This window comes from Xanthomonas translucens pv. undulosa, from assembly GCF_017301775.1.
Classification (GTDB): Bacteria; Pseudomonadota; Gammaproteobacteria; order Xanthomonadales; family Xanthomonadaceae; genus Xanthomonas_A; species Xanthomonas_A translucens.
Genome location: NZ_CP063993.1, coordinates 3,281,493 through 3,297,568 on the forward strand (window position 1 = coordinate 3,281,493; position 16,076 = coordinate 3,297,568).

Sequence of the window (16,076 nt, forward strand, 5' to 3'; positions counted from 1 at the left end):
TTCAGGGCAAGCGCATGCAACGACGAGAATTCCTGGCAGGCGGCGCGGGTGCCGGCCTGCTGCTGGCGGCGCCGGCTTTGAGCTGGGCAGGTAGCACGGCGCAGGCCGGTATGGCCGCTGGCGCGACCGGCGCCGCCGCAGCGGCAGTGCCGACGTTGACGCTGGCAGTGGATCCCGGCCTGTTGTGCCTGGACGAGGGCTGGCGTTTCCACGAAGGCGACATCCCATTCCCGCCGATCAGCGGCCAGGACGCCAGCTACGACAACGCCAAGGCCGGCAAGGCCTGGGGCGCGGCCGCCGGCGATTACGACGACAGCCAATGGCGGCAGCTGCGGCTGCCGCACGATTTCGCCATCGAGCAGCCGATCGAGGCCAGCGCCAACGTGGCGCAGGGCTATCGCCGCCGCGGTATCGCCTGGTACCGGCGCAGCCTGCGGCTGGACGAGGCGCAGCGCGGCAAGGCGCTGGAGCTGCGGTTCGACGGCATCTCCAGCCGCGCCACGGTGTGGGTCAACGGTTTGCTGATGGCGCGCAGCTGGAGCGGCTACGACGGGTTCGCCATCGACCTGAGCGCGATCGCGCGCTACGGCCAGGACCTCAACAGCATCGCGGTGCGCGTGGATGCCGAGGCCATGGACGGCTGGTGGTACGAAGGCGCGGGCATCTACCGGCACACCTGGCTGGCGCTGCGCGATGCGCTGCATATCGTCGGCGACGGCGTGCATGCGGTGCCGCGGATCGGCAGCGACGCACAGTGGACGCTACCGGTCGCGGTCACGCTCGCCAATACCGGCGAGCGGGTTGACGCGGCGGCGCTGGAGGTGGCGCTGTACGACGCGCACGGCACGTTAGTGGCGCAGGGCAGCACCGCGGTGCAGGTCGGCGCGCCGGCACAGGCGCTGGCGCAGGTCGAACTGCAGGTGCGGCAGCCGCAGCGCTGGGACGTGGCCGCGCCGCATCTGTACCGGGTGGTGGCGGTGCTGCGCAGCGCTGGTCGCGAACGCGACCGCCGCGAGTGCGCGATCGGCTTTCGGACGCTGCGCTTCGATGCGCAGCAGGGCTTCTTCCTCAACGAGCGACCGCTGAAGATCAAGGGCGCCTGCCTGCACCAGGACCATGCCGGGGTCGGTGTGGCGGTACCCGACAGCTTGCTGGAGTTCCGCATCCGCCGGCTCAAGCAGCTGGGCTGCAATGCGATCCGCCTGCACCACGCGGTGGCCAGCGAACTGCTCGATGTGTGCGACCGCCTGGGCATGCTGGTGATGGCCGAGAACCGGGTGTTCAATCCGGCGCCGGATTACGCCGCGCAACTGCGCTGGCTGGTGCGCCGCGACCGCAACCATGCCTGCGTGTTCCTGTGGTCGGTGTTCAACGAGGAGCCGATGCAGGGCACCGTCGCCGGCTATGAAATGGTGCGCCGCGCGGTGGCGCTGGTGCGCGCGCTGGACGACAGCCGGCCGGTGACCGCGGCGATGAACGACGGCATGCTGACCCAGCGCAACGCTGCCGATGCGGTGGACGTGGTCGGCTTCAACTACCGCCAGTTCAACTACGAACGGGTGCGCGCGGCGATGCCGCACAAGCCGCTGCTGTCCAGCGAGGACACCAGCGCGTTCCAGACCCGCGGCGCTTGGTTCACCGACATGGCCGCGCACGTCATCGCCGAGGACGACTCGGTCGCCGCGCCATGGGGCAACACTCATCGCAGGTCCTGGAAGCTGATCGACGAGCGCCCGTATCTGGCCGGCGGGTTCGTCTGGACAGGTTTCGACTACCGCGGCGAGCCGACCCCGTTCGAATGGCCGTCGGTGTCCTCGTTCTTCGGCATCATGGATCTTTGCGGTTTTCCGAAGGGCGCGTATTGGTTGCGCCAGGCGCAGTGGATCGACGCTGCGCCGGTGCTGCAGCTGCTGCCGCACTGGAACTGGCCGGGCCGCGAAGGCACGCCGATCAAGGTGATGGCGTTCTGCAACGCGCAGCAGGTGGAGCTGTGGCTCAACGGCCAGTCGCAGGGACGGCAGGCGGTGGACCGGATCGAGATGAACGCCTGGCAGGTGGCGTATGCGCCGGGCGTGCTGGAGGCGGTGGCCTATCGCGATGGCCGCGAAGTGGCGCGGCAGCGGGTGCAGACGGTCGGCACGCCGGTCGCGCTGCGGCTGACCGCGGACCGCACACGGATGCGCGGCGATGGCCGCGACGCGCAGCCGATCACCCTGGAAGCGGTGGATGCGCAGGGCCGCCATGTGCCGTTCGCCGATGCGCAGATCGCGCTGCAGGTCGACGGCGGGCGCCTGCTCGGCGTCGGCAACGGCGATCCGAACCGGCACGCGGCCGACAACGTGCCGCAGGTGCAGTTGTTCAACGGCCTGGCGCAGGCCATCGTCGAGGCCGGTATCAGCCAGCGCCGGCTGCGCATCGAGGCGCGCGCGCCGGGCCTGCGATCTGCGCAGGTCACGATCGGCCTGGATGCAGTGGTCTTGCCGCCATCGCTGCCGCCGGCCGCTGCGGCGATGGTGGTGCCCGGCTGGCGGCGCACGCTGCCGTTCCCCGCGCCGCCGGATCCGGCGCTGCCGCGCGCGCCCAACGACAACAACAGCTGGGGCTTCTGCCAGCCGGGCAACCTGGAAACGCGCGCCGAGCGCGATGGCTATGTGCTGTACCGCACCGCGTTCACGCCGTGGGCCGGGATCCAGCAGCGCGGCGGCGTGCTGCGGCTGGGCCGTGCCACCGGTGCGGCGCAGGTGTATCTGGACCGGAAACTGGTCGCCCGCGTGGCCGCGGGGCAGCCGGCGCAACTGCGCTTGCCGCCTGCGGCCGGCGAACGCGTGCTGGCGGTGGTGATGCAGGTGACGGCCGCAATGCCTTTCGGCTTCGACGATGTCGCGATAGTGGAGTGTTGACCGAATGAAGCGAACCTTCCGCCATGCCCTTTCATGCGGCCGTGCCTGGCTGCGCTCGCTATGCGGGTTGCCGTTGCGCGGCCATGCCGCACTGCTGCTGGGCGGCGCGCTGCTGGCGCCGGCCGCTTTCGCCGCAGCGGCGCGCGCCGCGCAGGGCGCCGCCGCGCGCGGCGTGCTGCTGCGTACGCTCGGCCCGCGCGCCGCCGCGCTGGCGCTGCAACGGCAGCCGCGCGGCAAGGGCAACGACTGGTACCAAGTCGCCGCCGACGCCGGCAGGCTGCGCGTGTCCGGTTCCTCGGAAGTGGCGCTGGCGCACGGCGCGTACAACTATCTGCAATCGATCGGCGCCGCCTCGGTGAGCTGGGAAGGCAGCCGCGTGGCGTTGCCAGCGGCCTATGCCGACTTCCGCGGGCAGCGCGTGGTCACCCCGTTCGCCTACCGCGCCTATCTCAACGTGTGCACCTACGGCTACACCACGCCGTGGTGGGACTGGGCGCGCTGGGAACGCGAGATCGATTGGATGGCGCTGCACGGCATCGACATGCCGCTGGCGATGGAAGGCCAGGATTACGTGTGGCAGGCGCTGTGGCGCGAGTTCGGGGTGAGCGACGCGGACCTGGCGCAGTATTTCTCCGGCCCGGCGTTCGCGCCGTGGCAGCGCATGGGCAATATCGAAGCCTACGACGCGCCGTTGCCGCAGCAGTGGATCGAGGACAAGTACGCGCTGCAGCAGCGCATCCTGCAACGCATGCGCACGCTGGGCATGAAGCCGGTGCTGCCGGCCTTTTCCGGCTACGTGCCGAAGGCGTTCGCGCAGGCGCATCCGCAGGCACGCATCTACCGCATGCGCGCCTGGGAAGGCTTCCACGAAACCTATTGGCTGGATCCGGCCGACCCGTTATTCACGAAGATCGCGCAGCGTTTCATCCAGCTCTACGACCGCACGTATGGCAAGGGCACCTATTACCTGGCCGATGCGTTCAACGAGATGCTGCCGCCGATCGCCGCCGACGGCAGCGACGCGCGCCTGGCCAGCTACGGCGACAGCACCGCCAATACCGCCAAGACCGCGCCGCCCGAGGTATCGCCGGCGCAGCGCGACAAGCGCCTGGCCGATTACGGCCGCGCGCTGTACGAATCGATCCATCGCGCCAATCCCGACGCGGTGTGGGTGATGCAGGGCTGGCTGTTCGGCGCCGACCGTCACTTCTGGACGCCGCAGGCGATCGCCGCGTTCCTGCGCGAGGTACCCAACGACAAGCTGCTGGTGCTGGACATCGGCAACGATCGCTACCCGGGCACCTGGAAGCTGTCCGACGCGTTCGACGGCAAGCAGTGGATCTACGGCTACGTGCACAACTATGGCGGCAGCAATCCGGTGTACGGCGACCTGGCGTTCTACCGCGACGACCTGCGCGCGCTGCTCGCGGACAAGGACAAGCAGCAACTGGTCGGCTTCGGCGCGTTCCCCGAAGGCCTGCACGACAACTCGGTGGTCTACGAATACATGTATACGCTGGCCTGGGGCGGGCAGCAGCGTTCGCTGCAGGACTGGCTCGGCGACTACACCCGCGCCCGCTACGGACATACTTCGCCGGCCTTGCGTGCGGCCTGGGACGACCTGCAGGCCGCGGTGCTGTCCACCCGCTACTGGACGCCACGCTGGTGGCGCAGCCGTGCCGGCGCCTACCTGCTGTTCAAGCGGCCGACGCTGGACATCGGCGAATTCGAAGGCGCACCCGGCGATCCCCCGCGCCTGCGCCGCGCGCTGGATCAATTGCTAGCGCTGGCGCCGGAGTACGCCGACGCGCCGCTATACCGCTACGACCTGGTCGACTTCGCGCGCCACTACGCCACCGGCCGGGTGGATGCGCAGTTGCAGCAGGCGGTGGCCGCGTACAGGCGCGGCGACGTCGCCGCCGGCGATGCCGCGTTCGCCCGCGTGCAGGCGGCGGTGCAGCAGCTCGACGGCCTGGTCGGCGGCCAGCAGGAAATCCTGTCGAGCTGGCTTGGCGATGCCGAAGGCGATGCGAAGACGCCGCAGGACGCGGCCTACTACCGGCGCGACGCCAAGGCGCAAATCAGCGTGTGGGGCGGCGAGGGCAATCTCGGCGACTACGCGTCCAAGGCCTGGCAGGGCATGTACGCCGACTACTACCTGCCGCGCTGGGCGCTGGCGATGCAGGCGCTGCGGGCGGCGGCGGTCAGCGGCGGCAGCGTGGACGAGGCGGCGCTGCAGCAGCGGTTGCGCGTGTGGGAGCGGGACTGGGTCGCGTGCGAAACACCCTACACGCGGCGAGCGCCGGCCGATCCGGTCGCCGCGGTGCGCCGCCTGCTGCAACAGGTGGATGCCCGATGAGCACCGCCTCCGTGCGCATTCCCGCCGCCGCGCCGGCGCGCGAACGCTTCCTGTCGCTGGACGTGTTCCGCGGCCTGATGATCTTCCTGATGATCCTGGGCAACACGCCGGGCGCCGGCGCCGAGGCGTTCGTGCAGCTGCGGCACGCACCGTGGCTCGGCTTCACCGCCGCCGACGTGGGGTTCCCGTCGTTCCTGTTCGTGGTCGGCAACGCGATGAGCTTCGCGCTGGATCGCAGCCAGCCGCTCGGCGCGTTCCTGTGCCGGGTCGGCAAGCGCAGCGCGCTGATCTTCCTGCTCGGCTTTTTGATGTACTGGTTTCCGTTCGTGCACCAGGGCGCCGACGGCAGCTGGAGCTTCATCGCCATCGACCAGACCCGGGTGCCCGGCGTGCTGCAGCGCATCGCGCTGTGCTACGCGCTCGCCGCGCTGTTGTGCCGCTGGCTGCCGCCGCGCGGGCTGCTCGGCGCCTGCGTGGCGCTGCTGCTCGGCCACTGGGCGGCGCTGTACCTGTGGGGCCAGCCGGGTGCGGAACTGAGCAAGCTCGGCAACGCCGCCACGCGCCTGGACCTGTGGCTGCTAAACCCGGCGCAGCTGTACCGCAAGGACGGTGGCTTCGATCCTGAAGGCCTGCTCGGCACGCTGCCGGCCACGGTCAATGTGATCGCCGGTTATCTGACCGGCCTGTACGTGCGCCGCGCCGGCAAGCAGGCGCGCACGGTGCGCTGGCTGCTACTGGCGGGCGTCGCGCTGGCGCTGCTGGCCCTGGCCTGGCAGCCGTGGTTTCCGCTGGCCAAGAAGCTGTGGACCGGTTCGTTCGTGCTGCTGACGGTGGGCCTGGATCTGCTGCTGCTGGGCGCGCTGCTGTGGGCGATCGAGGTGCGTCGGTGGCAGGCGGGCAGCGGCTTCTTCACCGTGCTCGGGCGCAATCCGCTGGCAATCTACCTGTTCTCCGAACTGTTCGTGATCAGCCTGCGGCTGGTCCCGGCCGGCGCCAGTGGAATGGACCTGTACCAATGGGTGGGCATCGCGGTGTTCCAGCGACTGCTGCCCGGTTCCTGGGGCAGCCTGGCCTGTGCGCTGGCCTACACCCTGCTGTGCTGGGCGATGGACTGGTGGATGGACCGGCGACGGCTGTACCTGCGGCTCTGACCCGTGCATCGGCCACAAATTGGTACTATATTGGACATAATGAATCCATGCGGTCTGGAGCCAGCACGATGACCAAGCCCAAGCCCAAGCCGGAGGCCGACCCCAGGCTGGCAGGCTTGGCCGTGGACCCGAGCGCGCCGACGCCGCTGTACCTTCAGCTGGCGAGCAAGCTGGTCGAGGCGATCAAGTGCGGCCAGTGGAGGCTGGGCGAGGCCCTGCCGGCCGAACGCCAATTGTGCGAACAACTGCAGGTGTCGCGGGTGACGTTGCGCCAGGCGGTGGATGCGCTGGTTGAACAGGGCCTGGTCTCGCGCCGGCAGGGCGCCGGCACCTTCATCACCTCGTACATCCAGCACCAGCTCAGTGGTCTGGCCAGCTTCAGCGAGACCCTGCGCATGAAGGGCCTGGAGCCGGGTACGCGCTGGCTGGAGCGGCGTATGCGCCCGGCGCACGGCGAAGAGATCCTGCGCCTTGGCCTGTCGCCGGACACCATGGTGGCGGCGCTGACCCGCCTGCGCAGCGCCGACGGCCGGGTCATGGCCTATGAGGAAGCCGTGCTGCCGCAGCGCACCGTGCCCGATCCGCTGGCGATCGGCGATTCGCTGTACGCCTACCTGGACGCGCAGGGCACCCCGGTGATGCGCGCGCTGCAGTACTTCCGCGCGATCAACCTGCCGGCGCGGCTGGCCGGGCACCTGGGCATGAAGGAAGGCGAGGCGATCCTGCACGTGGTGCGGGTCGGCTACACCCGCGACGGCAGCGCGATCGAGCTGACCGACACCTATTGCCACAACGACTACTACGACTTCGTCGCCGAACTGCGACGCTGATCGACCGACCCACGCGCCCTTCCGGAGCCCGCCCATGACCACCGCACGGCCTGCCAGTCCCTACGCCCCGATCGCCATCGTCGGCTTGCTGTTCTTCATAATGGGCTTCTTCACCTGGATCAACGGGCCGTTGATCCTGTTTGCCAAAGTCGCCTTCAATGTCAGCGACGCGTTTGCGTTTCTCATCCCGAGCGCTTTCTACATTTCCTACTTTTGTCTGGCGCTGCCTTCTTCGATGATCCTGAAGCTGACTGGGATGAAGAAGGGTTTGGCGCTGAGCCTGCTGATCATGGCGATTGGTGCTGCCATCTTTGGACAATTCACTAATACCCGCTCCTACGTGGGCGCTGTCAGTGGCATCTTCGTCATCGGTGGCGGATTGGCTTTGCTCCAGACCGCCATAAATCCGTACATCAGCATTCTCGGGCCGATCGACGGGGCTGCGCGCCGTATCGCGCTCATGGGAATCTGCAACAAAGTGGCTGGAGCGCTGGCCACTTACGGGCTGGCGAAGGTGGTTCTGCACGGCATGGAGGATTTTTCGACCCAGGTAGAAAGTGTTCTGCCTGCGCAAAAGGAAGTCCTGTTGCAGGAGTTCGCTGGCCGGATCCATGGCCCTTACATGGCCATCGCCGGCGTCCTCGCGCTCCTTTCCGTCGCCATCTTGTATTCGCCCTTGCCCGAAATCAGTGCCGAGATAGCGAACTCTTCGGCAAAATCGGATGAGCGCCATCGCGACAGCATCTTTTCGTTTCCGCATGTGTGGCTGGGCGCGTTGTGCATCTTCGTTTATGTCGGTGCGGAGGTCATGGCTGGCGACGCGATCGGCATCTACGGCAAGAGCCTTGGCCTCTCGCTCGACTACGCGAAATATTTCACGATTGGCACGCTGGCTTGCATGCTCGCCGGCTATCTTGTCGGCTTGATTCTTATCCCGAAGTACATTTCCCAGGAAAAATACCTGTCCGTCTCCGCATGTCTTGGCATCGTCTTTTCGCTCTGTGCGATGGTGACGGGTGGCTATGTCTCAGTGGCTTTCGTGGCAGCGCTCGGATTCGCCAATGCCATCATGTGGCCAGCAATTTTCCCGTTGGCTATCAAGGGGCTCGGGAGGTTCACGGAAAAGGGGGCGGCGCTGTTGATCATGGGTATCGTGGGCGGCGCCGCGGTTCCTCAACTCTTTGCCCATTTGAAGGAGTTCTTCGATTTCCAGGTGGTCTTTGCCGGCTTGATGATCGCCTGCTACCTGTACATCTTGTTCTTCGCGCTGCGCGGTCACCGTGTTGGCCAAGGCGCTGCGAGCTGACGCGCTTTTCTCTCACTCGGCGAACTTATTCCCATGCGTAGACCCACCATCAAAGATGTTGCCGAACGGGCGCGGGTGTCGTTGAAGACCGTGTCGCGGGTCATCAACAACGAACCGTCGGTGATGCAGGCCACGCGCGCGCGCGTGCTGCACGCCATCGCCGAGCTGGACTACGAACCGGATCCGTCGGCGCGCAACCTGCGCAGCGGCATCCCGTTCGTGATCGGGCTGGTGTACGACAACCCCAATCCGTACCACATCATCGGCGTGCAGAACGGCGTGTTGGCGGCGTGCCGCGAGACCGGCTTCGGCCTGCAGATCCATCCTTGCGATTCGACCTCGCCGATGCTGGCCGAGGAACTGGCCGAGTGGACCCAGCGTTCGCGCCTGGCCGGGCTGGTGCTGACCGCGCCGATGTCCGAGCGTACCGAACTGGTCGCGGCGCTGAGCGCGCGCGGGATCAAGACCGTGCGCATCATCGCGGCCACCGAAGATCCGAAGGACGGTCCCTGCGTCTACGTCGACGACCGCGCCGCCGCCTACGAGGTCACCGAGCACCTGATCCAGCTCGGCCACCAGCGCATCGGCTTCCTGTGGGGCGGCACTTCGCACCGTTCCAGCGGCGAGCGCTACGCCGGCTACGAGGCCGCGCTGAAGGATTACGGCATCACCCTGGACAAGCACCTGGTGGTGCCTGGCGACTACACCTTCGACGATGGCTTCCGCGGCGCGCGGCGGCTGCTGGCGTTGCGCGAGCCGCCGACCGCGATCTTCGGCTCCAACGACGAGATCGCCGCCGGCGTGCTCGCCGCAGCCAAGTCGGCCGGCATGAACGTGCCCTACGACCTGTCCATCGCCGGTTTCGAGGACAGCCCGTTCTCGCGCCAGTCGTGGCCGGCGCTGACCACCGCCAAGCAGGCCACCGAGGACATCGCGCGCCACGCCGCACGGCTGCTGATCAGCCAGCTGCGCAGCGATGCCTACGAAGAGCATCCGGCACCGATGCACAACCAGGGCTTCGTGCCGCAGCTGGTGGTGCGCGGCTCCACTGCGCCGATGCAGCCGCATTCCCGCCGCCCTCCTTCCCCCGATCCGACATGACCCTGCCCATGGCATTGCCCACCGAAACCGAAACCCTGATGTTCCGCGAAGCCGCGGAAACCGCTGATGTCGTCGCCGCGCAGTTCGCGCGCAACCATGCTGTGGTCAGCGCGCTGGCCGCGTCGCTGCGCGCCGATCCGCCGCCGTTCGTGGTCACCTGCGCGCGTGGCAGTTCCGACCATGCCGCCACCTACGCCAAGTACCTGTTCGAGACCCAGCTCGGCGTGGTCACCGCCTCTGCCTCGCCGTCGGTGGGATCGGTGTACGCCTCGCCGCTGCAGTTGCGCGGCGCGTTGTACGTGGTGATCTCGCAGTCGGGCAAGAGTCCTGACCTGCTGCGCAACGCCGAGGCGGCCAAGGCCGCCGGCGCGCGCGTGGTGGCGCTGGTCAACGTCGAGGATTCGCCGCTGGCGCAGCTGGCCGACACCGTGATCGCGCTCGGCGCCGGCCCGGAAAAGAGCGTGGCCGCGACCAAGAGCTACCTGGCCTCGCTGGCGGCGATCCTGCAACTCGGCGCGCACTGGAAGAACGATGCGGCGTTGCTCGCCGCGCTTAACGCGCTGCCGCAGGCGTTGCGCGCCGCGTGGCAGGCCGATTGGCGCCCGCTCACCGACGGCCTGGTCGATGCGCACAACCTGTTCGTGCTCGGCCGCGGTTTGGGCCTGGCCGCGGCGCAGGAAGCGGCACTGAAGTTCAAGGAAACCTGCGGCCTGCATGCCGAGGCCTACAGCTCGGCGGAAGTGAAGCACGGGCCGATGGCGCTGGTCGGCCCCGGCTTCCCGGTGCTGGCCTTCGCCCAGCCGGACGAAACCGGCGCCGGCACCCGCAGCCTGGCCGAGGAGTTCCGCGGCCGCGGCGCGCAGGTGTGGCTGGCCAGTGCCGACAGCGATCTGCCGCTGGTCGCCGCGCCGCACCCGGTGTGCGCGCCGCTGCTGACCATCCAGAGCTTCTACCGCGCGATCAACGCGCTGGCGCTGCGCCGCGGCTACAACCCGGACCTGCCGCCGCATCTGAACAAAGTGACGGAGACGGTGTAATGACGACGACGGCGCTGCGCAATGCGCGGGTGCTCGGCCAGGACGGCTTCCTCGATGGCGTGAGCGTGCTGCTGGACGGCGGGCGCATCGCCGCCGTGCTCGACGACGGCGACGCACGCGCGGCTGCGGCAACGACGCAACTGGACCTGGGCGGCGGCACGCTGCTGCCGGGTTTCATCGATGTGCAGGTCAACGGGGGCGGCGGCGTGCTGTTCAACAACAGCACCGACGTCGCCGCGCTGCGCCGCATCGGCCAGGCGCATCGCCGCTACGGCACCACCGGCTACCTGCCGACGCTGATCAGCGACGACCTGGAGGTGATGTGCGCGGCGATCGCCGCGACCCGCCAGGCCATCGCCGAAGGCGTGCCGGGCGTGCTCGGCATCCACCTGGAAGGGCCGTACCTGGCGCCGGCGCGCAAGGGCACCCACAACGTGGACAAGTTCCGCGTGCCCGATGCCGCCGAACTGGCGCTGGCCACCTCGCTGGACAACGGCGTCACCCTGATCACGCTGGCGCCGGAACGGCTGCCGGCCGCGAGTATCCGCACCCTGGCGGGCGCCGGCGCGCGCGTGTTCGCCGGCCACACCGCCGGCAGCTACGACGAGATCCGCGCCGGCCTGGATGCGGGCGTGTGCGGCTTCACCCATCTGTACAACGCGATGTCGCCGCTGCAGGGACGCGATCCCGGCGCGGTCGGCGCGGCGCTGGAAGAGCGCGATGCCTGGTGCGGGATCATCGTTGACGGCGTGCACGTGCACCCGGCCAGCCTGCGCGTGGCGCTGGCGGCCAAGCCGCGCGGCACGCTGTTCCTGGTCACCGACGCGATGCCGATGGTCGGCGCCGACAGCCCCAGCTTCGACCTGTACGGCGAAACCATCACCGCGGTGGACGGCGTGGTGCGCAATGCCGCCGGCGCGCTGGCCGGTTCGGCGCTGGACATGGCCAGCGCGGTCCGCAACAGCGTGCAGTGGCTGGGCGTGAGCCTGGACGAAGCCGCGCGCATGGCCTCGCTGTATCCGGCGCAATGCCTGGGTCTGGACGATCGCTACGGCCGCATCGCACCCGGCTACCAGGCCGACCTGGTGCTGCTCGACGCCGCGCTGCAGGTGCGGCAGACCTGGATCGCTGGGGCGGTGGAAGCAAGTCGCTGATGAAAAGGATGGGGAGCATCTGCGCCCGCAGCCGGAGCGCACGCTGCGCAACGCCGCTCTGGTCCCCGCCGACATGGCGCGCCTGGAACGGCTGTACGCACACTTGCCGCAGCTGATCCCGGTGCAGCCGCCGGTACTGCTGCACGGCGATCTATAGCAAGACAACCTGCACTACGACGGCGAAGGCGACGGCCTGCCGGCGCTGATCGATGCCGGCGAACTACGGCACTGTCTTCAGCCGCGACGAGCGGAGTGCTGAAGTTCCCGAACTGGTATGCAGTCGGGACTGAAGTCCCTCCCACAATAGGCCTCGCCGCGCCGTGCGCCGGTGGAGCCCTTGTGGGAGCGACTTCAGTCGCGACGAACGCAGCGGCGGGCCTTCCTGCGTCGGAAGTTGTCGCGGCTGAAGCGGCTCCTACAGTTCACTCAGCAGGCTATTCGCGAGCCGTGTAGGAGCGGCTTCAGCCGCGACAGGCTTCACCGGTAAAGCCCGTCGCGGCTGAAGCCGCTCCTACAGGGTTTTCCCGTAAACAGATGGAAGAAGAGCGGGCGAGATACGCGTGGGGTGGCGGAACAGGCCGCGTCAGTCCGCATGCGTGCCGCGCGCTGCGCCGATCGCCCTGATCCGCGCCTTCGCCAGCGCCTCGCCGATCTGCGGGCCGCTCAGGCCCTGCGCGGCCAGATCGCGGGCGTTGACCGCCAGCGCCGCGGCGTGCAGGCGCTGCAGTGTGCGGCCTTGCGGGTAGTCGGCGTCTTCGCTGCCGAGGCGGCCGCGCTTGTCGGCTTCGCACACCAGCGCCAGCTGCGCGATGCGTTCGGGTTTGCGGAAGCCGTCGCAGCGTTGCAGCAGTTCGTGCACGGTGCGGTCGCGCAGTTCTGCCAGGCGATGCACGTTCAAGTGCTCGCGGCAGGCGATCTCGGCCAGCTGGCGGTGCTCCTGCGGCAGCTTCAGGCGTTCGCACAGCGCACGCAGCGGGGCGACGCCGCGCTGTTCGTGCATCACGTGCTTCGGCCATTCCGCGGGAGGGGTCAGCGCCTTGCCCAGGTCGTGGGTCAGCGCGGCGAAACCGACCAACGTATCGCCCGGTGCGAGCCGTGCGGCCATGTCGCTGACCAGTTCCTGGTGGCGGCCAGTGTCGATCTCGGGATGGTAGTCGGCGCGCTGCGGCACGCCGTACAGCGCCTCCAGTTCCGGCAGCACGCTGCGCAGCGCATCGGCCTCGTGCAGCGTGCGCAGGAACGCGGAGGGCTGTGCGGATGCCAGGCTACGCCGCAGTTCCTGCCACACACGTTCGGGCACCAGCGTGTCCAGTTCGCCGCTGGCCGCCATCGCGCGCATCAACGCCAGCGTTTCCGGCGCCACGCTGAAACCCAGCGGGGCCAGCCGCGCCATGAAGCGCGCCGCGCGCAGCACGCGCAGCGGGTCTTCGCCGAAGGCCGGGCCGATATGGCGCAGCACGCGCCGCTCGATGTCGCGCACGCCGCCGTACGGATCGACCAGCGCGCCGCTGTCCTCGTCGCGGGCGATGGCGTTGATGGTGAAGTCGCGGCGCTGCAGGTCCTCTTCCAGCGTCACCGACGGATCGGCATCGACGACGAAGCCGTGGTAGCCGCGCCCGGACTTGCGCTCGGTGCGCGCCAGCGCGTATTCCTCGCCGCTGTGCGGATGCAGGAACACCGGGAAATCGCGGCCGACCTGCTTGTAACTCAGCTCAAGCATCTGCTGCGGGGTGGCACCGACCACGACCCAGTCGCGGTCGCCGGGCGGCTGCTTGAGCAGGCTGTCGCGGACGGCGCCGCCGACCAGGTAGGTCTTCATCGTTCGGGACTCGGGACTCGGGACTCGGGACCCGGAAAAGCGGCTGCGTCGGCGCTGTGCTTTCCCTGCGCAACGAAACGGCAGGGATTCATTGCGCGTTTCCGGTGCCTGCGCAGACGAACTTCTTGCGCGGCGCATCCCGCTTGCCGAGCATGCGGTCGCTGACCGGCAGCGCGTCGCCGTTGAGGCGCCAGTCGTAGATCACGCTGAAGGCGAGGATGCGCGCGACGTATTCGCGGGTTTCCTTGTAGCTGATCGTCTCGATCCAGAAGTCGGCGTCGTGGCCGGGGCGCTGGGTCTGCCAGCGCGCCGCCGGGCCGGGGCCGGCGTTGTAGGCGGCGATGGTCAGGTAGGGCAGGCCGTAGGTGTTCAACAGCTGGCGCAGGTAGGCGGTGCCGATGGCGATGTTAGTGTCCGGGTCGTACAGGCTGGCGGCGCCGCCATAACCTGCCAGGCCGAGGTTCCTGGCTACGCTGGCGCCGGTGGCCGGCAACACCTGCATCAGGCCCATCGCATTGGCCGGCGAACGCGCGTTCGGATTGAAGATGCTCTCGGCGCGGATCTCGGCGGCGACCCAGGCCGGGTCGATCGCGTTCTTGCCCGCTTCGCGGCGGATCGTGGCGTCGTGGGACAGCGGGAAGCGCAGCGCATACAGGCGCTGTTCGTCGGGCAGCTTGCCGAGCGAGAATACCGCGCGGTCGAACCAGCCGTTGTCGCGTGCCACTTCCACCGCCATGCGCCGTTGGCTGTCGTCGAAGCGGGTCAGTGCATCGTTCCATTCGGCCACCGCCCAGGCCGCGCGGTCGATCTTGAACAGTTCCAGCGCACGCACCAGCGCCGGATCGCGGGCCACCGCGGCCTGCCCCTGCGCGCTTTCGTTGGGTTCCCACGGGCACAGCGCGTAGGGCTGCTTGAGCCGGTCGGCGGCCATGAAGCCGTGGAAGGTGGCGGACTTGGCGGCTTCGCGGTACAGCCGCTGCGCCTCGCCGGCATTGCCGGTCTTCTCCGCCAGCCGCGCCTCGAAATACTCCCAGCGCGAATCGCTGCGCTGCGCCGGCGCCATCTTGCGGATCGCCGCCAGCGCCGCCGGCCAGTCGCCACGCGCCATCGCCTCGCGCGTGCGCCACTCGTGCAGGCGTTCGTCGTAGGCGCTGTCGGGTACGGCGTTGAGCCGGCGCGCCGAATCCGGTCCGTACGAGGCCACCGTCCACAACGCGATCTGGTACAGCACCTCGCCGCGTTGCGCCTCGCTCAGCTGCAGCGCCTGGGCGAATTGCGGCAATTGCCGCTCGGCCGCGTCCGCATCGGTCTTGGCCAGTTTCTCCAGGCCGTCCACCACCACCTTGCGACTGCGCTCGGTCTTCGGCCAGGTCAGCGCGCGCATGTGCACGGCGTCCAGAAACGCCGCGTAGTCGTTGGCCTGGGCCAGTTCGGTGGCGGGCAGGCCGCGCGCGGCGCCGCGCATCACCGCCGGCTGCTGCGCATCGGCCGCCGCTTCCACCCGCGCCCAGCGCAGCGTGTCGTTCATGCCGCCGCGCGCCTGCAGCACCGCGAACACCGCATCGCAGGCATCGGGCAGCGACTTGCCGCTGCTGCGCCACAGCGCCTGCGCCTCGTCGATCCATTGCGCATCGGCGCGGCCGGTGGCCTGGCGCGCGTTGAGCTGGGCGCAGCGCAGGCCGGCGTTGTCGGTGGGCTTCCAGTTGGCCAGCAGCGCCGGCCAATCCTGGCGCCGCGCCAGCGCCGGCAGCCACAGTGTGCGGAAGCTCTCGGCCACCGGTTGCCCGGCGTAGCGCTTGAGGAACTCCTGCGCCTGCGCATCGGAGACGCGGTCGATATTGCGCCGCAGGTTGGCGTATTCGAGCCAGCCGTACAGCGGGTGCTGCTTGAAGGCGGCCGCCTGCACGGGATCGAACTGGCCGCGCTCGGCGGCGTCGATCGCCGTGCGCAGCGCCGGACGCTGGGCGTCCAGGGTCTGGGCGAGGGCAGGGGCAGAGCCGCACAACGCGGCGGCGAGCAGCAGGACAGACGTGCGCAATTTCATGCGCCGGACTATACCGAACGCCGATGAATCGACGTGGCAAGGGCTTGGCTGCCACGGCGACGCGAGCGCAGCGGGGCAAGGGCGTGCAGGGGGTGCGCTGTGGCCCAGCGCTGCCTGCGCAGTGCTGTCGGGTGCGGCATGGGCGCTGGTTGGATCCAGCATCCGCTGCGCTTGGCGCCAGCGCAGCGGCCGTTGCCATGCGCTGTATGCGCCACGTGCTTGGCGTTGCATCGAGCCGTGTCCGCCGCGCACTGTCGCAGGCCGCGATGCGCTGCCGCGACCGGGCGCACTGCGGCGATGCGTACCGCCATGTCTACGAAATCGTCCAGTCGGTCCAGGACAGTCCGAATCGTAGTCCGATTGCTTGCTTAGGGT

10 protein-coding genes are annotated in these 16,076 nt (G+C 69.0%); 8 read left to right on the top strand and 2 right to left on the bottom strand.

The genetic code is table 11. The features are described from left to right. Positions 1-14 precede the first annotated feature (14 nt). The 8 genes from galA (at position 15) to nagA (ending at position 11,838) form a co-directional block, all read left to right on the top strand. Positions 15-2,900, top strand: a complete 2,886-nt coding sequence (gene galA, locus ISN38_RS13905) for a beta-galactosidase GalA (protein WP_206711854.1) — start codon at positions 15-17, stop codon at positions 2,898-2,900. A gap of 4 nt (positions 2,901-2,904) precedes the next feature. Next, positions 2,905-5,259 (top strand): alpha-N-acetylglucosaminidase, encoded by a 2,355-nt coding sequence (locus ISN38_RS13910; protein ID WP_241753940.1) that lies wholly within the window; start codon positions 2,905-2,907, stop codon positions 5,257-5,259. Beyond that, positions 5,256-6,410, top strand: coding sequence for an acyltransferase family protein (locus ISN38_RS13915; protein ID WP_206711855.1), 1,155 nt, complete (start codon positions 5,256-5,258; stop codon positions 6,408-6,410). The genes ISN38_RS13910 and ISN38_RS13915 overlap by 4 nt, the downstream gene beginning before the upstream one ends. Positions 6,411-6,517: 107 nt before the next feature. Beyond that, positions 6,518-7,240, top strand: coding sequence for a GntR family transcriptional regulator (locus ISN38_RS13920; RefSeq protein ID WP_170874062.1), 723 nt, complete (start codon positions 6,518-6,520; stop codon positions 7,238-7,240). Positions 7,241-7,274: 34 nt separating this feature from the next. After that, positions 7,275-8,546 (top strand): sugar MFS transporter, encoded by a 1,272-nt coding sequence (locus tag ISN38_RS13925; protein WP_003468712.1) that lies wholly within the window; start codon positions 7,275-7,277, stop codon positions 8,544-8,546. A gap of 33 nt (positions 8,547-8,579) precedes the next feature. Further along, the gene (locus ISN38_RS13930; protein WP_003468714.1) at positions 8,580-9,647 is read left to right on the top strand and encodes a LacI family DNA-binding transcriptional regulator; all 1,068 of its coding nucleotides are present in this window, start codon (positions 8,580-8,582) and stop codon (positions 9,645-9,647) included. Positions 9,648-9,655: 8 nt separating this feature from the next. Then, on the top strand, positions 9,656-10,684 hold the full coding sequence (locus ISN38_RS13935) for an SIS domain-containing protein (RefSeq protein WP_003468717.1): 1,029 nt from the start codon (positions 9,656-9,658) through the stop codon (positions 10,682-10,684). Then, positions 10,684-11,838 carry an N-acetylglucosamine-6-phosphate deacetylase gene (gene nagA / locus ISN38_RS13940; RefSeq protein ID WP_047325273.1) on the top strand — a complete coding sequence of 385 codons (1,155 nt, stop codon included), beginning with the start codon at positions 10,684-10,686 and terminating at the stop codon, positions 11,836-11,838. The genes ISN38_RS13935 and nagA overlap by 1 nt, the downstream gene beginning before the upstream one ends. A gap of 583 nt (positions 11,839-12,421) precedes the next feature. On the opposite strand, the gene ISN38_RS13945 is transcribed toward nagA, so the two are convergent. Continuing rightward, entirely contained in the window at positions 12,422-13,657 is a 1,236-nt protein-coding gene (locus ISN38_RS13945) for a multifunctional CCA addition/repair protein (RefSeq protein WP_003468722.1), read from the bottom strand. A gap of 88 nt (positions 13,658-13,745) precedes the next feature. Further along, complete coding sequence (locus ISN38_RS13950; RefSeq protein ID WP_206711856.1) at positions 13,746-15,701, bottom strand: transglycosylase SLT domain-containing protein; 1,956 nt, start codon at positions 15,699-15,701, stop codon at positions 13,746-13,748. Positions 15,702-16,076: the final 375 nt, after the last annotated feature.